The organism is Variovorax sp. YR266, assembly GCF_900107295.1.
Taxonomy (GTDB): domain Bacteria; phylum Pseudomonadota; class Gammaproteobacteria; order Burkholderiales; family Burkholderiaceae_C; genus Variovorax.
The window spans coordinates 164,761-189,038 of sequence record NZ_FNPM01000006.1 but is presented as its reverse complement, the minus strand read 5'-3'; the positions used below and the strand labels follow the sequence as shown (position 1 = coordinate 189,038).

Annotated in this window: 16 protein-coding genes; 5 read left to right on the top strand and 11 right to left on the bottom strand. The window is 67.3% G+C overall.

The genetic code is table 11. From position 1 onward, the window contains the following. Positions 1–16 precede the first annotated feature (16 nt). Genes treS through glgB form a run of 3 tightly spaced genes read right to left on the bottom strand, consistent with a single transcriptional unit; the run spans position 17 to position 7,317 of the window. Positions 17–3,349, bottom strand: a complete 3,333-nt coding sequence (gene treS, locus BLW48_RS17440; RefSeq protein ID WP_093176595.1) for a maltose alpha-D-glucosyltransferase — start codon at positions 3,347–3,349, stop codon at positions 17–19. A 12-nt stretch (positions 3,350–3,361) separates the two neighbouring features. Then, positions 3,362–5,428, bottom strand: a complete 2,067-nt coding sequence (locus BLW48_RS17435) for an alpha-1,4-glucan--maltose-1-phosphate maltosyltransferase (protein WP_093176594.1) — start codon at positions 5,426–5,428, stop codon at positions 3,362–3,364. Continuing rightward, positions 5,428–7,317 carry a 1,4-alpha-glucan branching protein GlgB gene (gene glgB, locus BLW48_RS17430; RefSeq protein ID WP_093176592.1) on the bottom strand — a complete coding sequence of 630 codons (1,890 nt, stop codon included), beginning with the start codon at positions 7,315–7,317 and terminating at the stop codon, positions 5,428–5,430. The genes BLW48_RS17435 and glgB overlap by 1 nt, the downstream gene beginning before the upstream one ends. Positions 7,318–7,519: 202 nt before the next feature. On the opposite strand from glgB, the gene BLW48_RS17425 reads away from it, so the two are divergent. Beyond that, positions 7,520–8,704, top strand: a complete 1,185-nt coding sequence (locus BLW48_RS17425; protein WP_093176591.1) for an amylo-alpha-1,6-glucosidase — start codon at positions 7,520–7,522, stop codon at positions 8,702–8,704. A gap of 21 nt (positions 8,705–8,725) precedes the next feature. Here the strand turns inward: BLW48_RS17425 and BLW48_RS17420 are convergent, their stop codons facing one another. The 4 genes from BLW48_RS17420 to BLW48_RS17405 form a co-directional block, all read right to left on the bottom strand. Further along, positions 8,726–12,130 (bottom strand): efflux transporter outer membrane subunit, encoded by a 3,405-nt coding sequence (locus BLW48_RS17420; protein ID WP_093176589.1) that lies wholly within the window; start codon positions 12,128–12,130, stop codon positions 8,726–8,728. Beyond that, the gene (locus BLW48_RS17415) at positions 12,118–13,449 is read right to left on the bottom strand and encodes a hypothetical protein (RefSeq protein ID WP_093176588.1); all 1,332 of its coding nucleotides are present in this window, start codon (positions 13,447–13,449) and stop codon (positions 12,118–12,120) included. Before BLW48_RS17415 ends, BLW48_RS17420 begins: the two co-directional genes overlap by 13 nt. A 37-nt stretch (positions 13,450–13,486) precedes the next feature. After that, a complete protein-coding gene (locus BLW48_RS17410) occupies positions 13,487–14,785 on the bottom strand; it encodes an HlyD family secretion protein (RefSeq protein ID WP_093176586.1) in 1,299 nt (432 codons plus the stop codon). A gap of 540 nt (positions 14,786–15,325) precedes the next feature. Then, positions 15,326–16,075 carry an SDR family oxidoreductase gene (locus tag BLW48_RS17405; RefSeq protein WP_093176585.1) on the bottom strand — a complete coding sequence of 250 codons (750 nt, stop codon included), beginning with the start codon at positions 16,073–16,075 and terminating at the stop codon, positions 15,326–15,328. 98 nt (positions 16,076–16,173) lie between these two features. Here BLW48_RS17405 and BLW48_RS17400 point away from each other — a divergent pair, with 98 nt between their 5' ends. Next, positions 16,174–17,073: an AraC family transcriptional regulator gene (locus tag BLW48_RS17400; RefSeq protein WP_093176583.1), complete on the top strand. Its 900-nt coding sequence runs from the start codon at positions 16,174–16,176 to the stop codon at positions 17,071–17,073. Here the strand turns inward: BLW48_RS17400 and BLW48_RS17395 are convergent. Both BLW48_RS17395 and BLW48_RS17390 read right to left on the bottom strand, forming a co-directional pair. Further along, positions 17,055–17,855 carry a helix-turn-helix transcriptional regulator gene (locus tag BLW48_RS17395; protein ID WP_093176581.1) on the bottom strand — a complete coding sequence of 267 codons (801 nt, stop codon included), beginning with the start codon at positions 17,853–17,855 and terminating at the stop codon, positions 17,055–17,057. The two genes, BLW48_RS17400 and BLW48_RS17395, sit on opposite strands and share 19 nt — an antisense overlap. Continuing rightward, entirely contained in the window at positions 17,852–18,646 is a 795-nt protein-coding gene (locus BLW48_RS17390) for an acetoacetate decarboxylase family protein (RefSeq protein ID WP_093176579.1), read from the bottom strand. The genes BLW48_RS17395 and BLW48_RS17390 overlap by 4 nt, the downstream gene beginning before the upstream one ends. A gap of 187 nt (positions 18,647–18,833) precedes the next feature. On the opposite strand from BLW48_RS17390, the gene BLW48_RS17385 reads away from it, so the two are divergent. Next, positions 18,834–19,235: a response regulator gene (locus BLW48_RS17385; RefSeq protein ID WP_256330799.1), complete on the top strand. Its 402-nt coding sequence runs from the start codon at positions 18,834–18,836 to the stop codon at positions 19,233–19,235. Positions 19,236–19,281: 46 nt separating this feature from the next. Further along, positions 19,282–20,994 (top strand): hypothetical protein, encoded by a 1,713-nt coding sequence (locus BLW48_RS17380; protein ID WP_256330798.1) that lies wholly within the window; start codon positions 19,282–19,284, stop codon positions 20,992–20,994. 15 nt (positions 20,995–21,009) lie between these two features. On the opposite strand, the gene BLW48_RS17375 is transcribed toward BLW48_RS17380, so the two are convergent. Beyond that, positions 21,010–22,323 (bottom strand): MFS transporter, encoded by a 1,314-nt coding sequence (locus BLW48_RS17375; protein ID WP_093176576.1) that lies wholly within the window; start codon positions 22,321–22,323, stop codon positions 21,010–21,012. Further along, on the bottom strand, positions 22,320–23,075 hold the full coding sequence (locus BLW48_RS17370) for an aldolase (protein WP_256330797.1): 756 nt from the start codon (positions 23,073–23,075) through the stop codon (positions 22,320–22,322). Before BLW48_RS17370 ends, BLW48_RS17375 begins: the two co-directional genes overlap by 4 nt. A gap of 203 nt (positions 23,076–23,278) precedes the next feature. On the opposite strand from BLW48_RS17370, the gene BLW48_RS17365 reads away from it, so the two are divergent. Next, positions 23,279–24,277: an AraC family transcriptional regulator gene (locus tag BLW48_RS17365; RefSeq protein WP_093176575.1), complete on the top strand. Its 999-nt coding sequence runs from the start codon at positions 23,279–23,281 to the stop codon at positions 24,275–24,277. Position 24,278: the final 1 nt, after the last annotated feature.

Genomic DNA, 24,278 nt, shown 5'->3' with positions numbered 1-24,278 from the left:
TGGCGTGTCAGTGGTGTCAGGCGCGGGCCGGCTGGATCAGCGCGAGCACGCCGTGCAGCGGAACCTGCGCCCATTCGATGCGGTTGCCGAGTTCGTAGCGCAGCTCGTAGAGGGCCTTGTCGAGCTCGAACAGCGAGAGCAGTTCGGCATCGAGCGGCGCGCCGTCGGGCGGCGCCAGCGCGGCGCCGTAGCCGGCCAGGAAGGCGCCGCGCGTCGCCTGCTCCCAGGCGATGGCCGGCGCGGCCAGCCGCTCGGCTTCGTCAGTGCTCTGCGCCACCCGGCGCAGCGCCGACCAGCGGGCGTAGTTGAACGAGCGCAGCATGCTCGCCACGTCGCGCAGGGGCGAGCTCTTGGCGCGGCGCTCCTCGAAGCTGCGGGCAGGCTCGCCCTCGAAGTCGATGATGACGAAGTCGTTGTCCTTCACCAGCACCTGGCCCAGGTGGTAGTCGCCGTGGTAGCGGCTCTTGATGCCGCCGCCTTCCACCGGGTGCCGCGCCTGGATGCCGGCGTGCAGCGCATCGGCCGCTTCCAGCAGGTTGCGCGCATCGGCCTGCGCGGTGGACGGCAGCAGGTCGAGCCGTTCGCGCAACAACGCGAGCGTGGTCGTGGCGTCGTTTGCCGCGTGCGTCTTGAAGCTGGCGAAGTCGGCTGCGGCCAGCGGTTCGGGGTCGAAGGCGGCCGAGCCGGTGCGCATCGCGAGCGCGCGGTGCAGCTCGGCAGTGCGCCGCCCCAGCGTGGCCATGAGTGCGAGAAAGCCGCCGTGCACCGCGGCCACGTCGGGCAGGTCACCGTCGGTGGTGGCCACATCGCGCAGGAAGCGCTCGAGGTAGCCGAGCGTGTAGTCCCAGCCGTCGCCCTGGTTGGCCATGTAGCTCTGCACCATCGCGAGCGTCATCGTGCGCCCGTCGTTGGTCATGTACTCGAGCGCGCCGAGCACCGGCACGCAGTGCGGGTAGCGCGCCACCTCGGTCAGGAAGCGGCCGATCTCCAGCTCAGGGTTGATGCCTTCGCGCACGTGACGGTAGCCCTTGAGGAACAGGGTCTCGTCCAGCGTGACCACGGTGTTGCTGCTCACGCCGCTCGGGCGGCCGACGGGCAGCGCGTCTATGTCGATGTCGGCGGCGATCTCCGCGAAGGCGGCCGTCGGCCTGAAGACCAGCTTGCCGTTCAGCGTCGGCAGCTCGGTGCCGCTTGCGATGGCGTGCACCAGCGCGCGACAGAAGGCCTCGTCGTAGAAGGCATCGCCCATCAGGCCCACCTGCGCCTGCTGCCGCACCTTGGCGAGCGCGGCCTGCGCCACGCCGGCCATGCGCTCCTCATCACGCTCTTCCCAGGCCAGCGCAAGCGGCATGAAGTAGGTGGCGCCCCCGGCCGGGCCTTCGAGGTCGAGCAGCGACAGCATCCAGCTCAGGCCATTCACGTCCCACACGGCGTGGTCGAACAGCCGTGCGCGTTGGATGGCTGTGCCCTTGGAGGCGTACCAGCGCTGGATCTCGATGTGGCGCGGCAGCGTCTCCAGCTCGAACTGGTTGCGCATGCGCTCGGACATGCCGATGCGCCAGGGCATCACGCGGTCGCGGAAGAAGCTGGTCCAGCCATCGAAGAGCACCAGCGTGGGCCACTCCTGCAGCGCCACGCCCTGCTCGTGCCAGCTCGGCGCATCGGCCTCTGCCGTGAGCTTGAACCAGTAGAAGCCGTACGAGGCCAGCGTGAGCAGGTATGGCAGCTCGCCGATGGGCGGGAACGGCGCGCGGCCTAGCATCTCGATTGGCACGAAGCCCTTGAACTCCGACAGGTCGAGTTCCACCGGTTGCGCGGCGCGCGACAGGTTGAACACCGTGAGGATCACGTCGCCGTCGTACTCGCTCAGGTAGGCCAGGATCTTTCGGTTGCCCGGCTTCAGGAAGCGCCGCCTGCCGCGCCCGAAGGCATGGCTGGTCTTGCGTACGGCGAGCATGCGCTTGGTCCAGTTCAGCAGCGAGCTGCTGTCGCGCGCCTGCGTCTCGACGTTGAGCGCCTCATAGCCGAACATCGGGTCCATGATCGGCTGCAGGTACAGGCGCTGCGGGTCGGCACGCGAGAAGCCGGCGTTGCGGTCGGGGCTCCATTGCATGGGCGTGCGCACGCCGTTGCGGTCGCCCACGAACACGTTGTCGCCCATGCCGATCTCGTCGCCGTAGTAGATGATCGGCGAGCCCGGCATCGACAGCAGCATGCCGTTCATGAGCTTCACACGGTCGAGGTCGTTCTCCATCAGCGGCGCCAGGCGCCTGCGAATGCCCAGGTTGATGCGCGCGCGCATGTCGGCCGCGTACATGGTGTACATGTAGTCGCGCTCCTTGCTGGTCACCATCTCGAGCGTGAGCTCGTCGTGGTTGCGCAGGAAGATGGCCCACTGGCAGCCCTCGGGAATGTCGGGCGTCTGCGCCATGATCTCGACGATGGGGTGCCGGTCTTCCTGCGCGATGGCCATGTACATGCGCGGCATCAACGGGAAGTGATACGCCATGTGGCACTCGTCGCCATCGCCGAAATACTCGCGCACGTCCTCCGGCCACATGTTGGCTTCGGCCAGCAGGAAGCGGTTCTTGTACTCGGCGTCGATGGCCGCGCGCAGCTGCTTGATCACCGCGTGGGTCTCGGGCAGGTTCTCGTTGCTGGTGCCGTCGCGCTCCACCAGGTAGGGAATGGCGTCGAGCCGGAAGCCATCCACGCCCATGTCGAGCCAGAAGCGCATGGTCTTCAGGATCGCCTCCATCAGCTTCGGGTTGTCGAAGTTCAGGTCGGGCTGGTGGCTGAAGAAGCGGTGCCAGAAGTACTGCTTGGCCACCGGGTCCCAGGTCCAGTTCGAGGTCTCGGTGTCGGTGAAGATGATCCGCGTGCCCTGGTAGAGCTGGTCGGTGTCGCTCCACACATAGAAGTCACGCTCGGGCGAACCGGGCGGCGCAAGACGCGCGGCCTTGAACCACGGGTGCTCATTCGATGTGTGGTTGATGACCAGCTCGGTGATCACGCGCAGGCCCCGCTTGTGCGCCTCGGCCAGCATCTCGCGGAAGTCGTCGAGCGTGCCGTACTGCGGGTGCACATCTTCGTAGCCGGAGATGTCGTAGCCGTCGTCGCGCAGCGGCGAGGGATAGAACGGCATCAGCCAGATGGTGTTGACGCCCAGCTCCTTCACGTAGTCGAGCTTGGCGGTAACGCCCTTGAAGTCGCCCATGCCGTCGTTGTTGGAGTCGAAGAAGGCCTTGACGTTGAGCTGGTAGATCACCGCGTCGCGATACCACAGCGGATCGTCGCTGGTGTCGATCTCGACGGTCTCTAGTGCGATGTGGGAGACGGGTGCGTTCATGGGCAGGCGACCTCACAGGAAGTAATCGAAGTCGCGCTCGTCGCCGTGGCGGCGACGGACCACGAAGATGTGCGCGGGCACGCTGTGGGGATCGAGCCGCACGTAGTGCCAGTCGCCCTGCCAGGTGAAGCGCTGGCCGCTGAGCAGGTCGTGCATCTGGAAGCTGCGCCCGGCCGGCACGCCCACGCTGCCGGGTTCCAGCCCGAGCCAGCCCGACTGCATGTTGTGCGGATCGAGGTTGACCACGGTGACGATCACGTTGTCGCCGTCGGGCGATTCCTTGGCATAGGCCAGCAACTGGTCGTTGTCGATGTGCAGGAAGCGCAGGCCCCTGTCCCGGTGCAGCGCAGGGTTCTCGCGGCGGATGTGGTTCACCCGCGCGATGAAGGGGGCGAGGCTTGCGGGGTCGTCGTGGTTCCAGTGGCGCAGCTGGTATTTCTCGGAATCAAGGTATTCCTCGCTGCCGGGTCCGCGCGGCAGGTGCTCGAGCAGTTCGTAGGCCGGCCCGTACATGCCGTAGTTGGCTGCGAGCGTGGCGGCCAGCACCAGCCGCGACATGAACATGGCGGGCTCGCCGGCCTGCAGCTGCTCGTGCAGGATGTCGGGCGTGTTGGGCCACGCGTTGGGGCGGAAGTAGTCGATGCCGGGGCCGCTCGAGAGTTCGGTGAAGTACTCCTGCAACTCCTCTTTCGTGTTGCGCCAGGTGAAGTAGGTGTACGACTGCGAGAAGCCCAGTTTCGCGAGCCGGTGCATCACTTTCGGCCGCGTGAAGGCTTCGGCCAGGAAGATCACGTCGGGGTGCACGCGCTTCACCTCGCCGATTGCCCACTCCCAGAACGGAAAGGCCTTGGTGTGGGGGTTGTCCACGCGGAAGATGCGCACGCCCTGCGCGATCCAGTGGTCGAACACGCTCTTGAGTTCGGCCCAGAGGCCGCGCCAGTCTTCGCACTCGAAGTTGAAGGGATAGATGTCCTGGTATTTCTTGGGCGGGTTCTCGGCGTACTGCACGCTGCCGTCGGGGCGCCAGCGGAACCAGTCGGGGTGCGCCTTCACATAGGGGTGGTCAGGCGCGCACTGGAAGGCGATGTCCAGCGCGATCTCCAGGCCGTGCTCCGCCGCGCGTGCGAGCAGGTGCCTGAAGTCTTCTTCGGTGCCGAGCTCCGGAAGGATCGACTTGTGCCCGCCTTCGGCCGCACCGATGGCCCACGGGCTTCCCACGTCGCCGGGACCGGCTTCGAGCGCGTTGTTGGGGCCCTTGCGCTGCTCGCGGCCGACGGGGTGGATCGGCGGAAAGTACAGCACGTCGAAGCCCATCGCGGCAATGGCCGGCAGGCGCGCCTCCACGTCCCTGAAGGTGCCGTGCACGCCGGGCGCGGGGCCGGTCGAGCGCGGGAACAGCTCGTACCAGGTACTGAAGCGCGCGCGCTCGCGGTCGGCGACCAGCGGCAGCTCGACCGGGTGGCGCACCTGATGCCGGCGGTCTGGATGGCGACGCGCCAGCTCGGCGTACTCGTCGTCGAGCGCCAGCGCCTTCAGCGAGACAACGTCGTACGCGGGGCTGGCCGCCACGGCATCGAGCTCGGTGGCCCAGCGGTTCAACGCGGTGCGGTCGGCGCCTTCGGCGCGCGCGGCGGCGGCAGCGATTTCCAGCGCACCGACCTGCGCGGCAATGCGCACGTCATCGGGGTCGACGCGCCGCGTCATCTCGCTGCGCCACGACTCGAACGGGTCCACCCAGGCGACTGCGGTGTAGACATAGCGCCCGATAGATGGCGGCGAGAACACGGCCTCCCACACGTCGTTGCCGAGCGGCTTCATCGGCACTTCGCGGAATGCGGCCTGGCCCTGGGCTTGGTCGTGCGCGCGCCAGCACAGCTGCACGCGCAGCACGTCGTGCCCGTCGGTGAAGCAATGAGCGCGAACCCGCACCCGCTCGCCGGCCACGCACTTCACAGGGAAGCGCCCGTTGTCCACGCACGGCAGCACGGCGTCGATGACCGCGCGGACCGCTCCGTCGTCGAAGCCGATGTCGGTCCCCGCCGCTGCGGGGGCGGGCTTGGTCGAAAAGATGTTCTTCATCAGGGACGGTGCTCCAGGATCAGCGTGGACAGCGGCGGCAAGGTGATGCACACCGATTGCCTGCGGCCATGGGAACGCACGGGCGCCGCTTCGACGCCCCCGAAATTGCCCCAGCCCGCCCCGCCGAACTCCGCCGCGTCGGTGTTGATCAGCTCGCGCCAATGGCCGCCCAGCGGCACGCCGAGCAGGTAGTTGGTGCGCGGCACCGGGGTCATGTTGCTCACCGCCAGCAATGGCGGACTGCCGTCGCTCGCCTTGCGCAGGAAGGCGAACACGCTGGTGTCGGTGTCGTCGGCCGCGACCCACTCGAACCCCGAGGACGAGAAGTCAACCTGGTGGAGCGCGGGCGCACCGCGGTAGACGCGATTGAGCTGGGCCACGAGGCGCTGCAGGCCGCGGTGCCCTTCCTGTTCGCAGACCCACCATTCGAGCTCGCCGTCGTGCGTCCACTCGCGCCGCTGGCCGAACTCGCCACCCATGAAGAGCAGCTTCTTGCCCGGATGCGCCCACATGAAGCCGTAGAGCGCGCGCAGGTTGGCGAACTGCTGCCAGGCGTCCCCGGGCATCTTGTTGAGCAGCGAGCCCTTGCCATGCACCACCTCGTCGTGCGAGAGCGGCAGCACGAAGTTCTCGTGGAAGGCGTACATCAACGCAAAGGTCAGCTTGTGATGGTGGTACTTGCGGTGGACCGGGTCCTGCTTCATGTAGGCCAGCACGTCGTGCATCCAGCCCATGTTCCATTTCTCGCCGAAGCCCAGGCCGTCCATGTCGGTGGGCCGCGACACGCGCGGCCACGCGGTCGATTCCTCGGCCACCGTGATCGTGTCGGGGTGCTCGCGGTACACGGCACGGTTCAGCGTCTGGAGGAAGTCGATGGCCTCCAGGTTCTCGCGGCCGCCGTGGCGGTTGGGAATCCACTCGCCGTGCTCTCGCGCGTAGTCGAGGTACAGCATCGACGCGACGGCGTCCACGCGCAGCCCGTCGAGGTGGTACACGTTCAGCCAGAACAGCCCCGACGACACCAGGAAGCTGCGCACCTCGGGCCGGCCGTAGTTGAAGATGCTGGAGTTCCACTCCGGATGAAAGCCCTGGCGCGGATCGGCTTGTTCGTAGAGATGCGTGCCGTCGAAGTACCCGAGCCCGTGCTCGTCGGTCGGAAAGTGCGAGGGCACCCAGTCGAGTAGCACGCCAATGCCCTGCTGGTGCAGGTGGTCGACGAGGTACATGAAGTCCTGCGGCGACCCGAAGCGCGCGGTGGGCGCGAAGTAGCCGGTGGTCTGGTAGCCCCATGAGCCGTAGAAGGGATGCTCGGTCACGGGCATGAGCTCCACGTGCGTGAAGCCCATCTCGTTCACGTAGGCGGCAAGCTGGTGCGCCATCTCGCGGTAGTCGAGAAACAACCCATCGCGGCGCCGCCACGAGCCCAGGTGCACCTCGTAGACCGACATGGGGGCGTCCAGCGCATTGCGCGGCCCGCGCGTCGCCATCCACTCGGCGTCACCCCATTCGTAAGAAAGTTCGCAGATGCGCGATGCAGTGGCGGGCGGCGGCTCCGCGCTGAAGGCGACAGGGTCGGCCTTGTCGACCGTGTAGCTGCCATGGCGGGAACGGATGCGGTACTTGTACGCCTGGCCGATCGCGGCATGGGAAACCTGCCCTTGCCATATGCCCGTGCCGTCGGGACTCGGTGCCAGCGGGTCGGCGTCGCCGGACCAGTAGTTCCAGTCGCCGACCACCGAGACGGACTCCGCATTCGGCGCCCACACCGCGAACCGTGCGCCGCCCTCTTCCAGAGGGTGGCAACCCAGCAGGTCGTATAGGCGGGAGTGGGTTCCCTCGCGGAAAAGATAAGCGTCTCGCTCGCTCTGGAGTGAATGGTTCGACTGCACCGGCGCTCCTGTTGAAGGCCTGCGGAACTGTTGTTCGAAGACCGACTTCGGTTCTCGCATGGCCTGTGTCAATTTGCAGGCGTGCGGCATGCCGCGGTTACGGTCTGCGCCGCCTCGCCGTGTCGGAGAGTTGCCCGAGTCGCCCGCCGGTGCGCACGCCGGCGGGTGATAAAAAGACAGCCCCAGGCCACGATGTGTGTTCATGACCGACCTTGATGCCCCCGCGCTCGCATTGCTCGACACCTGCTCGCAGGCTTCTCTCGCGCTTCTGGAACGAAACCTGACGCCGCACGGCATCCTCGCGGCGCTGCGGACCGAAGCCGCCGAGGCGCGGCGCTACACGCGAATCTTCGGACGCGACGCTGCGATATGCGTGATCGCGATGTGCGGCAGCGGCGTGCCCGCGCTGGAACAAGGTGCGGTGGCCAGCCTCGACGCGCTCGCGGCGCAACAGGCGGCCAACGGGCAGATTCCCAAATACGTCGACCCCGAGGGCCGCGATGCCGACTTCTGGTACCTGGGCTGCATCGACGCCACCCTGTGGTGGCTGATTGCCGTGGACCACGTGCGCCGCCATGGGCAGGTCGGCCCTTCGCACTGGGCCCGCGAGGTGAGCCGCGCGGTCGACTGGCTGCTGGCGCAGGAGCACCAGCACTTCCGGCTGCTGCAGCAGAACGAGGCCAGCGACTGGGCCGACATCATGCCGCGCTCGGGCTACGTGCTGTACAGCAATGCGCTCTGGTATGAGGTCAAGCGCCGCTACGCGCTCGATCATGCCGAGGCGACGCAGCACCATTTCAACCACCTGTTCAATCCGTTCCAGCGCGACCTGCCCGAATACCACCGGGCCCGGCTGCTGCAGCACTATGCGCGCCGCGGCCGGCGCGACCCGGGCCTGTACCTCAGCTTCGTCAACCTGGCCGTGGTCGGCGACGAGGGGGACGTGTTCGGCAACGTGCTGGCCATACAGAGCGGGCTGGCCGATCCGGCCATGGCACATCGCATCGTCGACACCATCACGCAGGCGCATGCCGGCGAGCCCTACCCCGTGCGCGTGGTGCTGCATCCGCTGTCGCGCCAGCACCCGCTGTGGCGGGCCTACATGGGGCGCCATCAGCAGAACATCGTGCACCAGTACCACAACGGTGGCATCTGGCCCTTCGTGGGCGGCTTCTGGGTGATGGCGCTCGCCAGGCTGGGCTTGCATGAACAGGCCTGGTCCGAGCTCGTTCGGCTGGCGCAGGTCAACGCGCTCGACGACTGGCGTTTCACCGAGTGGTTCCACGGCCGGACGCTTGCGCCCATGGGCATGGCCGGGCAGAGCTGGAACGCCGCGACCTTCCTGCTCGCCCGGCGCGCCTTGCTGGGCGGCGAGGCGGCTTACTGACGCCCCCGGCCAAGCCCCCGCCTAAGCAGCACTGCCCCATCCGCCTCCAAGGGCCTTGTACAGATTGACCGTGTTCACGGCCGCCTTGAGTTGCAGTTCGATCAGCTGCTGCTGCTCGGCATAGAGTTCGCGCTGCGCGTCCTGGCTGGAGAAGTAGTCCTCCATGCCGCTGCGAAAGCGCGTGCGCGAAATGCTGGCCACCTTCTCGAGCGCCTGCACGCGTGCCTGCTGCGCCTCGAGTTGCGGGAGCAGATGGTCGTCGGCAATCAGGGCGTTGGCAGTTTCACGAAAAGCCACTTGCGCCGCGGATTCGTAAGAGGCCATTGCTGCCGCGAGCCGCGCTTCGTTGCCCTTGACGTTGGCCGACCGGCTCCCCCAGTCGAACAGGGGCAACGACACGCCCAGCACACCGGCCCAGCTGCTGTTGCTGCCATTCAGCAGCGTCGACAGCTCCCGGCTGACGCCGCCCGTGAGGGCCGTCAGCGAGATGGTCGGCAGCATGGCGGCCTTGGCCGCGCCCACGCCCGAATTGGCGGCTTCGACGCGCGCATAGGCCGCCAGCAGGTCGGGCCGACGCTGCAGCAGGCTGGAGGGCAACCCTGGCGCGACCTGCGCGGTGGAACGCTGCGGCCAGGGCCGGGCGGCGCCCGTGTCCGGCGGCACGGGTTGGCCCACCAGCACGTTCAGCCCCTGCAGATCCTGGGCGACGCGCATGCGGAACTCTTCCTGCCGCACCCGGGCGTTCTGCAACAGCGATTGCGCGCGATAGACGTCCAGCTGCGCAGCACCGCCGACCGCCTTGGCGCGTCCGATCATGTCGGCATTGGCGTTCAGCGCGGCCTCGTTGGTGTCGGCCAGGCTCAGCAAGGCGCGGTCTGCGCGCAACGTGAGGTAGGCATTCGACACTTCGCCCACCAGGTTCATGCGCGCTGCCGCGTAGTCCTTGTCGCCGGCCTCGGCCAGGGAGCCGCTTTGCTGCGCGCTGCTCTGCTGGCGGCCGAAGAAGTCGAGCTCGTACGAGGTCACGCCGGCCTGGATGTCGAAGCTGTTGGAAACGCTCCCGTCGGACGGCAGGTTGCCGACCGGGCTGAGCGAGCCCTGCGGCGTGGTCTGCGCCCGCTGGGCATGGGCCGACAGTCCCAGTGGCGGGAACAGCGAGGCGCGGCTTCCGGCATACACGGCCCGCGCTTCGCGTGCCTTCGCGGCATAGACGCGCAGGTCGCGGTTGCGATCCAGCGCGGTTGTTATCAGCCCCCGCAGCTCGTCGTCCTGCACGAAGCCGCGCCAGTCCACGGGATCCGCGGCCGGCCGCGTCGCGCCGGCCGGCCATTGCGAAGGCATCGACAGGTCGGGCTGCTTGAGCGGCGGCGTGAAATTGCATCCGCTCACCACAAGCAGGATGCACACCGCCAGCACCAGCAGGAACAGCCGCAGGCTCAGGCGCACGAACCCTGCTTCGGGCGACCGGAAGCCCGCGCTCGCGAGCAGCGCCGACGCGGCCCGCCATGGCCGCACCTGAACGGCAACGTGGCTCGGAGGCACATTGAACACGTGGCTCACCAGGTGCTCGCGCTGCGCCTCGGTGCCGGCAAACCGCAGTTCGGCGCCGGCACGGCTGCGGCCAGCAAGGCGGGCCGGTAGCCAGCCGACGGGATCGATGTAGACCTCCAGCAGCTGTCCGATGTGCAGGCGCTTGAACAAGCCACCCCCCTCCATCAGTGCGCCGTCCGAAGCGATGTTGACGAAGCGCGAATCGCCCTCTCCCGCCGCGGTGCGGATACGGGTGCGAGCGCGCCAGGGGAAGCGCTCCTCCTGCTCCGGCCGGGGCAGGTCGATGCAGGCGATGAGCGCACCCAGGCAGAGGATCAGCGCAATGCCGGTCCACACGAGATTGAGCTCGTCGCCGGGCGTGAGCGCCGCACCGCGCATCACGGCCGATGCGCCCCCGCCCTGCAGCGCAACCAGCAGCCCGCCGAACACGGCGACCAGCTTCCAGTGCACGACGGTCCTGGTGCGATCGAGCCCCTTGGCCGTCACCTTGAACGGGCGACCGAAGGGCCGCAGCATCGCGCTGGCCAGCGTGCCGGTGACGGCCATCGCCGCCACGAGCTGGCTCACCTCGCTGAACACGGGCAGACAGCGCCGCTGGCTGATCCAGTAGCTGTAGGCCCAGAACATCATGAGCGGCGGCAGCCCGTAGGCGGCGAAGGCCTGCGGCGTGGCGTGAAAGACCGAGACGCCGGCATACCAGTACAGCACCGGCGCCAGCACGATCAACGCCATGAAAGGCTTGCCGAGCCAATGCAGCACCCCGTGCAGAAAGTGCAGCCGCGCCGAGAGGCTGTAGCCGCTGCCGCGCAACGGCCCTTCGGGCAGCAACGCAAGCTGCACCGTGCCCAGGCACCAGCGGCTGCGCTGGTTGATGTAGTCGACGATGCTCTCGGCCGACAACCCGTTCGACAGCCGCTCGCCCAGCCAGCGCGTGACGTGGCCGTGCCGCAGCAGCAGGTAGGTGGTGTGGATGTCTTCGCACACGCTGCCGACCGGAAAGCCGCCCGCGGCGGTGATCAGGTCGCGCCGCACGATGAACGACGTGCCCACGCAGAAGGCGGAATCCGCCGCGTCCTTCGCCGGCTGCAGCACGTCGAAGAACACGCGCTGCTCGTCGACCCAACTGTCGGTGGCGCGCAAGTTGTGCTGGATGGGGTCGGCGTTGTAGTAGAACTGCGGCGTCTGCACCAGCCCTACACGGCGGTCCCCGAACAGCCCGAGCATGCGGTAGACGATCTCGCGCTGCGGCGCGAAGTCTGCGTCGAGCACAAGGATGTAGGGCGCATTGGTCACGTCCGCCGACAGGCGCAGCCCGTTGTTCAGGTTGCCGGCCTTGGCGTGGCTGTTGTCGGGCCGCCGCGCATAGTGCACGCCGCGGCGCTCGCAATAGTCGCGCAGCCAGTCGCGCCGGGTGTCGTCGAGCACCCAGACCTTCAGCCGCGGGTAGTCGATGGCCTGGGCGGCAATGATGGTCTTCTCCAGCACGGCCAGCTCTTCGTTGTACGTGCAGATGAAGACGTCCACCGCCGGCACCTGCCCGCCGCGCGCACGCAGCAGGGCCTCTCCCCGGTCGGCCAATGACTGGTTGTCGCGACGCTTCACCAGCATGTGGATGGACATCAGCGTGTAGACGATGGCGGTCATCTCGAAGCAAAGGAACACCCAGGCGAACAGTGTTTCGAAGCCGAGGTCCGAAGGCGGCATGGTGGCGACCACGCGCCATGCCGCGTACCGCAGCAGCAGCAGCGCGGTCAGCGCGCCGAACAGCGCGCGATGGGTGATGCGATCGACCCTGGCCCAGGTCATCAGGAGCAACGCGAGCCCCGCGACGAGTGCGTTGAGCTGGAATTCCGGTGTGGCGATCAGGCTGGACATGATGGAATGACTCCCGGTGCGGCGGTCTTGCCGGTGAAGGGGTTGAAACCCGTGGCAGCCAGGGCGATCCACGCAGTGGCCCCCAGGTGCGGCCAGCGGTAGTAGTAGAAGTCCGCGCCGGCCGAGTCGGGGCCGATGGCCAGGCCGGTGGAAATGCGCGAACTCGGCGTTGCGTAGTACAGGCCGTTGCCGGCGCGTTGCGATGCGAGCAATTGCCACAGCGCCTCGGGCGCCGCGCCTGTGCGCGCCACCAGCGTGGCGGCGGCCTGCGCGCTGCCTTCGGTCCAGATGCCGTCGGGATTGCGCGAGAAGCCGTAGCCCGCCTCGAAGCGATGGTGCTTCTCCACCCATTCGAGCCCGCGGGCCCAGGCACAGGAGCCCTCGGGCGCTGCCAGCAGCGGCCACAGTTGCGCATCCAGGCCTGAGCTCTCGGTGGAGATGGTCGCGCCGTCTTCCTTGGTGCCGATGTTGAAACGCTGCTCCGACGGATTCCACATGCGTCCCACGAAGTCGAGCGCTGTGCGCGCCTGTCGTTGCTCCGGCCCGCCCTGCTGGCCGGCGGCACGCGCAGCCCAGGCGGCTGCCATGGCGATGTCGATGTTGTGCTCGGTGGACTTCCAGGTCTGGGCGCGCTGCGCGTTGTCCCAACCGTAGCGCCCGCCGTTGTAGCCATCCACGCCGTTCGTGGCGCGCGTGTTCTGCTCGGTCCAGGCCAGCAGCTTGCGTGCGGTCGCCAGATAGGCCGGCGACGGCTCGGCCTGGAACAGGTTCAGCATGAGCAACGCGGCCCAGGCCACGTTGCCGGTGGCGGTGCTCACCTGGTAGGCGTCGGCAATCCACTGCTTGCGGCCTGCGTCCCAGCGGCCGGGCAGCGCGGGCTTTTCTTCGGAGACAGGCCCGGCGCGATAGGCGTTGCGCACGCGCCCGTCGGTGAAGTTCTGGTCGTGCGCAACGGCGCGCACCACGGCATCGCCGATGCGCCTGGCGGCGGCACGGTCGCCGCAGGCCAGCAGCGCGATGCCGGCCAATGCGTTGTCGTAGGTGAAGGCAGCGCCCGCCAGCGCGGGCTCGAACGGCGGCTCGCCCTGTCCGGCGTCCGTCGGCCTGTAGCTGTTGAGGAACAACGGCCCCGACGCGACGCCCGCCTGGTCGTGCGCGACCGCGCGCCGCAACCCGTCGCAGCTGTCACGTGCGAGCGCCTGCTGCGTGGCGCCGGGCTGGGCCGCCGAAGTCGCCGCTGCCGCGCAGGCCAGCGCCATCGATGCGACGGTGCACCGCATGCACCGCATCCATGCGCGGGAAAAAACAGAGATCGGCATGTCGTTCTCTTGAAGAAGAAGCGCAACGTGCCCGTGCTCAGGTCTTGAGGCTTGCGGAGACCACCTTGCCCGGCACGCAGAGACTCTGCCTGCGGGATTCGGCCTGTTGCACCCCGCTGTCCTCGATGCGTGCCACGGCATAGATGGAGCCCTGCTCGGCATAGGGGAAGGGCACGCTGTACGTGCTCTGCAGCGCCTCGGAAGCCTCGGGCAGCAATTGCTCGACACGTGCAGGCAACGCGGTGCTGTTCTCGCCGATCTTCACGTCGAGCATGGAGCCGATGCTCAACCGCTTGGCCAGCCGCGCGGGAAACACCGCGACGACGCCGATCCGGCTGCAATCGGTGACGCGCACCAGCGAGGCACCGGCAGTGACGTACGCGCCCTCGGGCGCCAGCACGGTGTGCACCAGGCCCGGCTGGGTGGCCGTTACCTGGTACGCGGCGAGCTTCTCGACGCGGCGGCGCTCATCGTCTTCAAGCTGTGTGATCTGCTTGAGCTGCTTGAAGATGGCGGTGCCGTCCTGCTGGGCGCGGTCGATGCTGTTGCGCAATGCTTCGCGCCGGCTCGAGAGCGTCTGGAACAGGTTGCTGCCGCCGGTGCCCACGAAGGCGCCCTGCCCCGCGCTCACCACGGTCTGCGCCTGCCCGGCAAAGGCCTGCTCGGCCACCGCCGCGTTGGCGCGCGCTGTGCTCAGCTGGGCCTCGGCCGCGTTCATCACCTGCTCGCTGATGGCGCCCTCTTTCAGCAATGCCTCGTTGGTGCGGACCTTGTTCTCCTGCTCGGCCACCACGCTGTGCGCCACGTCGCGCTGCCGCTGGGCAATTTGCCATGCGTCCCATGTCTGGGCCAGGGAAGCCTGGCGGTGAACCTGGGCCTCTTGCCCGACGGATCTCATCTCCTGGCTGTCGGCCTTGAACTGATTGCCCAGCTGCGACAGCTGGCTTTGCAAGGCAAGACGCTGCGTTGTCAGCGTGGTGAGGATCTCCTGGCTGACCGTGGGATTGCGCACCGTGGCCACCAGGGAGCCCGGCACCACCGCGTCGCGCGTATGCACCGCCATCTGCGTCACCACGCCGTTGATCGGCGAGGTGACCAGTCCCACGGGCGCCTCCAGGACGGCCCGCGTCGCCTGCGCGGACAGCAGCGGCTGGATCAAGGTCGCGATCATGAGCCACAGCACGAAAGCCAGCAGCGCGTAGGCCGCCAGCTTGGGAACGAATGAACCCTTCTGCCGACTTCGACCGGGCCGCGATCGGGCGCGGCGGTCGATGGTGCCGGCAATGCGCGCCGGGCGACGAAAGAGCAGATACGAAATCGGTTTGGACGCACGCATAGCCACCTCTTGAAACGTCGACGGCGCGCACCGGCAACCGTGCCGGCACATCGCCCATTGATGAAAGGGACTTGACCGAAGAACCCTGTCGAATCACGAGCCCGGAGGCCCGTTTTTTTGATGCTGCAGTGCAATAAAAGTACGTCGAAACCGCAATCCGTTCTGCTTCCGTGAGAAACAAGATGTGCGAACTTCCCATTCAGTTCGGCCGCTGAATCGGGGCAGATTCCTACATTGGTTCTAGAGTGAAGGAGATTGACAACGCAAGGCCGATCCGGCTGACCGGCGCAGTGCGTTGTTCAGGTTCTCAGGAGATTCGAGGGCGGCGCCATTTCGAGCGCCCGGCTTGCGCCGATGCCCACAGGCAGGTCTCAAGATGTGTTCGACAGGCTCACGAACAACAGCTGGTAACGATGCTGCTGTTTTCGGGCGCGTTTATCGATCCGCAGCGTTGCTTGCCTGCCGATTGAAATCGGTGCCGGTGTTGGTTTTTTATTGGCACTCGCGGGCGGGTTGCGCTGCCAACGCGAGCGTCCGATGTCAGGTCAACGCCTCGGCCAGCGCCACGGCGTCCGCGCCGGCGGGAATCCGGATCGGGCACGACGGGTCATTCGCCGCGCGCCATACAGCTTGCGCCACATCCAGCGCGTGCGTGACCGGCCCTGGCGATTGCCCCATTGCCGTGAATACGCCCTGCGCAAACTCGGCGTACGCCTGCGGAATTCCCGCCTGCATGCGGGGCTGTGCGTTCTTGCTGAAGGGAGTCTCGGGAGACCGCCCGGGCAGGACCAGGTTCACCCGCACATTGAACTGCCGGAGTTCAAGCGCGAGCGACTCGCTGAATGCGTTGACCGCCGCCTTGCTCGCGGTGTACACGGAAAGCATCGGGAGCGGCTTCAGCGTGGTGCTCGACGATACATTCACGATGACACCTGCCCTGCGTTGCCTGAACTGAGGCAGCACCGCCTGGGTCACCATCAGCGTGCCCATCGTGTTCGTCTCGAAGATTTCGCGGGCAAGCTCCATCGAGCTGCATTCGAGAACGCCCAGCAATCCGATGCCTGCGTTGTTGACCAGCACGTCGATTGGCCCCGCGGCCTCCACGGCCTGGCGAATGCTTTCAGGGTCGGTGACGTCGAGCGCGAGCACGCGCACGCGATCGGAACGGGGCAAAACGTCTTCGCGTTGCGTGCGCATCGTGGCGACGACATTCCAGTCGCGCTCGAGGAAGTACTTGGCGGTCTCGAGGCCAAAGCCGGACGAGCATCCGGTGATCAGAACGGTCTTCAATGGGGACTCCATCAGTGGTTGCAATACCGAGAAGATAGGCTTTGCAGGCCGGACTTTCTACAATCCATCGTCCGCATTTATCGTTCAATAGTCCGACCATGATCGATCCGCTCACTGAGGTGGTCTCGCTGCTTCAACCGGGTGCCCAGCTCTCCAAGATCGTCAGCGGCGCGGGCTCCTGGACCGTCCGGCGTTCGGAAGCCGGGCGGCCCTTCTACTGCGTGATCGTCGAGGGGTCGTGCCGCCTCGAGGTCGACGGCCAGGAGCCGGTCACCCTCCAGGAGAAAGACTTTGTACTGATCCCCTCGGCGCATGGCTTCACGATGTCGAGCCTCGAGGCGCCGACGACATCCGAAGGGATCGATCCGTCGACCGTCTCCTTCCTCGAGGGTGAAACGCGCCATGGCAATCCAGGCGGTCCGCCCGACGTTCGCTTGCTGGTGGGCTATTGCGTCTTCGGCTCGCCGGATGCGGCCCTGCTGGTAACGCTCCTGCCGGAACTCATCCATGTTCGCGACGAGAGCCGGCTGGCTGCCCTCGTGCAACTGGTGGTGGAAGAGTCCCGCGAGCAGCGGCCCGCGCGCGACGTCATCCTGTCGCGCCTTCTCGAAGTGCTTTTCATCGAAGCCCTCCGGTCCACTGCGGGAACTGCGGCATCGCCAGGCCTCGTTCGCGGGCTTGCCGATCCGCGCCTCGCGGTTGCAATCCGGCAGATGCACGAAAGCCCGACCCGGCCCTGGACAGTTGCGCAGCTGGCGAAAGAGGCGGCCCTCTCGCGCTCGACGTTCTTCGAGCGCTTCAGCCGCACAGTGGGTGTCGCGCCGATGGAATACCTCCTTGCCTGGCGAATGGCCATGGCAAAGAACCTGCTGCGGCGCAAGGAAGCTGGCATTGCCGAAGTTGCGCAGCGCGTGGGGTACAGCTCCGCAAGCACATTCAACGTCGCGTTCACCCGGTATTTCGGGATGCCGCCGGGGCGCTATGTGCGTGCCATGTAGTTGCCCGGCGTCACGCCGAAGCAGCGGCTGAACCAGCGCGAGAAATGAGCCTGGTCCGTGAAGCCGCATTGCGCCGCCACGTCGGCCGCCGCGCACCCCTCGCGCAGCAGCGCCTTGGCCCTGCCGATGCGCGCGAGCCGCGCATAGTGCGCCGGCGTCACGCCGACGGCCACGCGGAACAGGCGATGAAAGTGCTCGCGCGACATGCCCAGCCGCCGGGCCAGCGCGCCCGGATCGATGCGGCAGGCATCCTCGGTCGCCAACGCGTCGCAGACGGCCTCCACGCGTGCGTCGCCCGCATGCCGTTCGACCGCCACCAGTTCGCCGCTGGTCTGCGCTCCAAGAACCTGCTCCAGGAGCCGGCCGACCTGCGCACCGTCTTCCGCCAGCGCTGCAACAGCCAGTGCATCGACCATGGCCGCGTCTTGCCAGACGCTCCGGCGCAGCACACCCCGCTGGCCCTGCGGCCATCCGAAGCGCGCGCCAACCCAGACGTGCGGCACATACAGCATCACCATGCGGAAGCCCTGCGCGCTCACGCCGGCGGTGTGAAGCATGAAGGGCGCCATCAGCACCAGGTCGCCCGCCTGCGCCACCTGCCGCTCGCCGGCGCAGGTGAATTCGCAGCGGCCTTCAAGGATTGCGCCAACGCTCCACTCTGCATGCCAATGCAACTCGAAGCGCGCCTTGGGGTCGGCCGCGAACATCGCCTCGACCTGCGCGCCGTCTTCCATCGGCAGGCCGATCACATGCGAGGCGGGTGAGCTTGTGCGCGGGTTCATCCCTCCAAGGGTAGCGCCCCCCGCACCGTGATGCCCATCCAGCCGGCGCTGGCGGTCGTGGCGTCCACAGGGCCGAGCAGCGCCAGCTCTTCGACCGGGTGATCGTGGAACCGCAGCGTCGCACTGCCACCGGCCCAACCCGACTCGACGCGGTCGATGATGTCGGCGCGCAGATAGCGCGGCACAGCCACGCTGCCCGGCTGCGTCAGGTCGGGCCAGCCGATGGCACCGATGGTCGGTGCCGCCAGAAAACCCAGGCGCCCGGCCTTCTCGCCCGACAGCGTGACCGAAGCGTCGACGAGCCGTCGCTCCTTCACGCTGAGACTCGCGCCCAATTGGCTGCCGGCCGACAACGGCGCAGCCGCCGGATGGATCAGCGGCATGCTGCGCGTGAGCCAGGTCTGGCCGATCTTCTTGGGCCAGCCCTGGAGCCAGCCGCGCAGCAGCGAGATGTCCTGGTCCACGTAGATCAGCGGGCAATAGAAGCACAAGCGCGTATCGCCAACGCCCGGCTTTGCCGCGATCTCGAGCACGACGATGGTCTCGCGGTACTGCGCGTACACGGGGTCGAGCAGCTCGCGGCCATCGTCACCGCAGGCCTGCCAGTCGGCGAAATGGACGCAGCCCTTGCCGGTGGCCGTGCCGAGCTCGGCCGGTACCAGCGCCGCACCAAGCGCGGCATCGAATTCGAAGGCTACGTTGACGAGCCAGCCGGCGTAGTGCCAGGGCGGTGCCTGCACAAGCGCGCTGCGGCCGGAGGATGTGAAAGGAGGCGTAAAAGATTGCGGCATCGGATGTGGACAAGTTCAAGACCGTCGCACGATATGGCTGCATGCGCCGCCGCGTCTTGTACGCCAGTGATCCCGCTACGACAGATGACGGTGTTGTCCGACTCGCCCCACCCCGTCGGCAGACACAATGACCGCCTCGGCCGAGACAAGCCGAACGAACACAACGAGAAGCTCCCGGCTCCGCACGATGACCCCGATGACCCCGATGACCCGTATCTATCTGATTGAAGACAACCCCCTGATCGCCACCACGCTGACCGACGGGCTGCAAGAATTTTCCGAATGCAATGTGATCGGCACCGCCACCACCTCCGGCGCCGCCATCGACTGGCTCAAGAAAAACCCCGAAGGCTGGGACGCGGCCGTCATCGACATCTTCCTGGCCGAAGGCAACGGGCTCACCGTGGCGCAGTACCTGCAGGAGCACAAGTCACCAGCGCAGCGCACGGTGGTTCTCATGAACTACGCGACCTCCGAGGTGCGCGAAGGCGCGCTGTCCGCGGGCGTGGATGCGGTGTTCGACAAATCGCTGCAGCTCGAAGCCTTCTACGACTTCTGCAAGACGCTGAATATCTCGCCGCGCCGTTGAGGCGGCAGTCGCAAGCGGAGCGGCTCATCGCGGCACAATCGCCCGCGTGCCGACCTTCAAACACAGCCTGACTGCCGGCCTCGCGCTGGCGTTCGCCCTTGGTGCCACGGCGGAGCCGGTGCTCCTCGTCACGTCGCCCGCCGCCTTGCAGGCCGCGGAAAAGTCCGGCGCAAGTTTTGCGCACTGGACCGGCGAGGCGCCGGGTAGCGACGGCATCGCCACCAACCAGGCCCTGATGCGCTCGCCCGCCTGGCGCTCCATCGCCGAGCCGATCAGCGCGAGCCTCTCCAGCCTCCAGCGGCGCGACAGGCAGGCCGGCGTCGGTATCTCGAAATATCCGCACCGGCTATTCGATGCGCGCTGGCTTGCGAGCCCCGATGCCTTCTTCGAACTGGTGGGCGTCGCCAATCGCATGGATCGCCGGCCATTCCAGAGCGGCGCGTGCGGCGAGACACGGCTGGTGTACCGCCTGGCCTATCGCACGGTCGCGATGCAGTCGCGCCTGCCGATGACGGTCAACGTCGAGCTGCGCGGCGATGCGCCCGATGCCGATGGCAGTTGCGCGAGCACAGCGAAGCGCTGGCAGCCGCCGCAAGCGTCGATGACCGACGAGGCAACCGGCCGCTGGCTGGTGTCGGCCGATGGTCCGCTGGCGCCGCAGCGCCTGGCGCTCGCGCGCATCGCGCAGGTCACGACCAACCTGCAGAGCGTGCGCTGGCCCTCGGGGGTGCGGCCCGATCTGGGCGGCCATGCCGAATACATGCTGCGCGCCTTCCGCTGGAATGCGGGCGCGAAGCGCTTCGACGTTGCACCGCTGGAAAACACACCCGACATCGCAAAGCTCAAGGCCAGCGCCCCGCTGCGCAAGGAGCTGCAGCAATGGCTGCAGCAGCCCGCGAACCTGCGCGCGCTGGACGAAGCTACCTTGCAGATTCCCGAGAAATTTCTCGCCACCGAAGCCGTCTCGGTCGCGCCGCGTGGGCTCGAACGGCTGGCGAACCGACCCTTCGAGCAGCTCTTCGCGCCAGGCGAATGGCAAGCCGTTCAGGGCAGCCGAACGCTGCAATCACCGCAGGCAGTGCTGCGCCGCCTCGACGACCTGAGTTGCGCAGGCTGCCACCAGAGCCGCGCAGTCGCGGGCTTTCACCTGCTCGGAGTAGACCGGCGCGGTGCATCGCGGACCTTCACCACGGGCAACGCGCTGGCGGTGCCGCACTCGCCGCATGTGCAAGACGAACTGGCACGTCGCGGCACCTATGTGCGGGCCGCGCTGTCGACGCCGCGGCCCGATCCGTTCCGCCCGCTGGCCGAGCCCGACGATGCGAACGCCGTGGCTGAGAAGCCGACGGTCGGCGCGCGCTGCGAGCCCACCCGCATCACCGCATCTGCCAATCCATGGCTGGACCGTGCCGAGAAGCTGCCGCGCATCTCCTGCGAAGGCATGCTCTCCGTGTGCGAGAAAACCTCGGTCGGCTTTCCGGGCGGCATGTGCTCGGGCCCCTGCGACCCGGGCGACAAGAACGGCACCTGCGGCGGCATCGCGATCCTCAGCGACTTCAACAGCTGCCTCGCCGCGAAGAAGCCCTTCGGCGAATGCCTGGCGAAGCACACGCGGCCCGGCAACCTGCGCAGCTGCTCGGCGCAGCAGCCCTGCCGCGACGACTACATCTGCGCGCAGGCCGAGGGCCAGCCCGAAGGGCGCGGTGCGTGCATACCGCCCTACTTCCTGTTCCAGATGCGGGTGGACGGGCACTCCTGACGACGGTCACTTCGCTCATTCGTTCGCGGTCGGGCGCATCAGCCAGGCAGAGACGGCGGCCACCACGCCAAGCACCGCCACATAGATGCCCACCGGCACGATGCTCGAATACTTCGCCACCAGCGTGGCCGCGATGATCGGCGCAAGCCCGCCGCCGATGGCCGCCGCGAACTGGATGCCGATCGAGATGCCGGAATAGCGCAGCTCGGCCGGAAATTGCGCCGCATACAGGTTCGACTGCGGCGCGAACATCAGCGGGTAGTTGATCGACAGCGCCACCACCATGGCCACGGTGTACGCCGTGAGCGATCCGCTGCCGATGGCCTGGAACAGCGGCACCGCCATGATCGCCAGCAGCAGCCCGCCGAATACATAGAGCCGCCGCGCGCCCACCTTGTCGGCAAGCCAGCCGCTGGCCGGGATGGTGAAGACCATCACGGTCGAGCCGGCGATCAGCGCGTGCAGCGCATCGGAGCGCGAGAAGCCCAGGCGGCTGGTCGCATACGAGATCGAGAACACAAGAATGGTGTAGATCAGCGTCACCTCGGCCAGCTTGCCGCCGATGGTCAGCAGCAAGGGCTTCAGGTGCGCGACCACGACCTCGCGCGCCGGCAGCGCCGCCGTTTTCTGGTGCACCTTGACCTGCATGAACTCGGGCGACTCCTGCACCTTCATGCGGATGAACACGCCCAGCACGATCAGCACCGCACTCGCAAGAAACGGCAGCCGCCAGCCCCAGCTCAGGAAGCTGGCCTCGGGCAACTGAGTGACCAGCGCGAAGGCGCCTGACGACAGCAGCACGCCGATGGGTGCGCCCATCTGCGGCATGCTGCCGACCAGCGATTTCCATTTGGGCGGCGCATGCTCCACGGCCATCAGCATCGCGCCGCCGAGCTCGCCGCCGAACGACAGGCCCTGCCCGATGCGCAGCAGCACCAGCAGCACCGCGGCCCACAGGCCGATCGATTCGTAGGTCGGCAAAAGGCCTATCAGCACGGTGCAGATGCCCATCAGCAGCAGGCTCAGCGTGAGCATCGACTTGCGGCCCAGCCGGTCGCCGTAGTGCCCGAAGATGATGCCGCCCAGCGGCCGGGCGAGCATGCCGCTCGCAAAGGTGCCGAAGGCCGCCAGCGTGCCGACTGTGGGGTCGAAGTTGGGAAAGAAGAGTTTGTTGAACACCAGCGCCGCGGCCGTGCCGTAGGCAAGGAAGTCGAAGGCCTCGATGGCCGTGCCGACCATGGTGGCGGCGCCAATCTTCCACACGCTCTGGTGCTTTCTCTCCACGGTGGTAGCCGCTTGTGCCTGCAATGGCGAGGCGATGCTGTTCATGGCTGCTCCTGCGTGATCTGCCGCGCGAACATCGCGAAACTGGCGTTGACGATGCTGCGCTGCAGAAGGAAGTCGTGCGACTCCTTCGCCAGTACCGGATCCACCAGCTTGAGTCGCCCGTAGGCCGACTGCGCGATCAGCTGGTTGCGCGCCGCGCGCTCGATGAGCACCGACATGTAGAGCGACTCCTCGATGGTCGCCGTGGCGGCAAGGAAGCCGTGGTTGGCCAGCAGCACGCAGCGCTTCTTGCCGAGAGCCGCCGAGATGATCTCGCCTTCGACGTCGGCAATCGGCAGGCCGGGCCACTCGGGCAGGAACGCGCAGTCGTCGAAGAAAGGCGTGGCGTCCATGTGTGCGATCTGCAGCGGCTCGCCGGTCATCGAGAGCGCCGAGACGTACGGCGGGTGCGTGTGGATCACGCAGTTCACGTCCGGCCTGCGCCTGTAGACCCACAGGTGGAAGCGCACCGCGGGGTTGGGCACGCCGCGGCCTTCGAGCACGCGCAGCGAATCGTCGATGCGCATGACCGACTGCGGGCGGATCTCGGCGAAGGCATGCGCGAGAGGTGTCGTCAGGAAGGTGCCGTCGGGCTGGCGCACGGTGACCTGTCCGGCCAGGGTTTCGGAGTGCCCTTCCTTGGCGAGGATGCGGCAGCTGAGCGCGAGCTTTTCGGCCTCTGTCCAGTTGCCGTAGCTGAGGCCGTCGAGAGACGGCGCGGGGGTGTCGTGGGTTCCAGGGCTCGTATCGTTCACGCTGTGGCTCCTTTGCATCGGCGGGGTGCGGTCAATGTAAGAAGCGGTGTGCGGTTTGCTCTTGCGCGTGGGCGCACGCGGGTTGATCCAGCGTGCCAACTAGTGGAAAGTCTTAAGTCCTGCCCAACGGATGGCCGCCTAGACTGCATCCGACTGCACCTGCTTGGCACGAAGCGTGCGGGCCAACGGCAGGAGCCCCACCCATGCACCACGACACAGCAGCCTCCGACCTGAGCTTCGCGCCCTGCTTCCGCCCGTTCTATCCGGGCGACGTGCAGGGCTACTCGAATGCGCTCGATTCGCTGGTCTACCCCGGCGAACTGAGCGTGCAGGACAGCAACCCGCGCATGAGCCTCGAAGCCTGCCGCCTCGTGGGTGGCGGGCTGGCCATCAGTTTCGCCTCGACGCCGCTGGCGGTTCGCCATGACACGGCGCTGGCCTCCACCGGAGGTATGGGCGGCACGGGCGACGTGCTCGCGATGATTGCCGTCGAAGGCGAAGGCACCATCGATCAGGGCGGCAGGCGCATGCCCTTCCGCAAGGGCGACATCACTTTCCGCACCACCCGGCTTCCCTCCACCTGCACACTGACCTCGCCCGGCAAGCTGGTGATGCTGCGCCTGCCCTCCGACCGGTTCTTCGGCATCTATGCCGACCTGCACGACCGCTTCGTGCCCTCGATCGCGCAGGCGGATTCGCGCCTGGCCGAGGCCGCCCGCGCGCACATGGGGCACGTGTTTCCCGGTACGGCACAGGCTGCGCCGGCACTGGCGTATTTTTCGGAGCAGTCGCTCGTCTCGCTGCTGGCCGCGACCTATTGCGAATCGATGGGCGAATCGGTCGCCGAAGACGCGGCCGACGGCAAGCGCCGCGAGCGCGACCGCTGGCAGCGGCTGGTAGCGTTCATCGAAGCGCACCTCGGCGATGCGGAGCTGTCGGTCGATGCGGTCTCGAAGGAGCTTGGCATTTCGAAGCGGCTCACACACCGCCTGTTCGAGATGCAGCGCACGCAGTACGGCACGTACCTCAAGGTGCGCCGCCTGGAGCGCGCGAAGGACGAACTGCAGAACCGGCGACTCGACCACCTGAGCGTTTCGGAGATCGCCTATCGCAACGGCTTTGGCGATGCGAGCCATTTCAGTCGCTGCTTCAGGAGCCAGTTCGGAACCCCGCCCGGGGCCTATCGCAGATCGCCGGACTGAA

What these genes read in the sequence shown, in the direction of transcription:
- treS (WP_093176595.1), bottom strand. Translation starts at nt 3,349, where the DNA reads ATGAACGCACCCGTCTCCCACATCGCACTAGAGACCGTCGAGATCGAC.
- BLW48_RS17435 (WP_093176594.1), bottom strand. Translation starts at nt 5,428, where the DNA reads ATGAAGAACATCTTTTCGACCAAGCCCGCCCCCGCAGCGGCGGGGACC.
- BLW48_RS17425 (WP_093176591.1), top strand. Translation starts at nt 7,520, where the DNA reads ATGACCGACCTTGATGCCCCCGCGCTCGCATTGCTCGACACCTGCTCG.
- BLW48_RS17420 (WP_093176589.1), bottom strand. Translation starts at nt 12,130, where the DNA reads ATGTCCAGCCTGATCGCCACACCGGAATTCCAGCTCAACGCACTCGTC.
- BLW48_RS17415 (WP_093176588.1), bottom strand. Translation starts at nt 13,449, where the DNA reads ATGCCGATCTCTGTTTTTTCCCGCGCATGGATGCGGTGCATGCGGTGC.
- BLW48_RS17410 (WP_093176586.1), bottom strand. Translation starts at nt 14,785, where the DNA reads ATGCGTGCGTCCAAACCGATTTCGTATCTGCTCTTTCGTCGCCCGGCG.
- BLW48_RS17400 (WP_093176583.1), top strand. Translation starts at nt 16,174, where the DNA reads ATGATCGATCCGCTCACTGAGGTGGTCTCGCTGCTTCAACCGGGTGCC.
- BLW48_RS17395 (WP_093176581.1), bottom strand. Translation starts at nt 17,855, where the DNA reads ATGAACCCGCGCACAAGCTCACCCGCCTCGCATGTGATCGGCCTGCCG.
- BLW48_RS17390 (WP_093176579.1), bottom strand. Translation starts at nt 18,646, where the DNA reads ATGCCGCAATCTTTTACGCCTCCTTTCACATCCTCCGGCCGCAGCGCG.
- BLW48_RS17385 (WP_256330799.1), top strand. Translation starts at nt 18,834, where the DNA reads ATGACCCCGATGACCCCGATGACCCGTATCTATCTGATTGAAGACAAC.
- BLW48_RS17375 (WP_093176576.1), bottom strand. Translation starts at nt 22,323, where the DNA reads ATGAACAGCATCGCCTCGCCATTGCAGGCACAAGCGGCTACCACCGTG.
- BLW48_RS17365 (WP_093176575.1), top strand. Translation starts at nt 23,279, where the DNA reads ATGCACCACGACACAGCAGCCTCCGACCTGAGCTTCGCGCCCTGCTTC.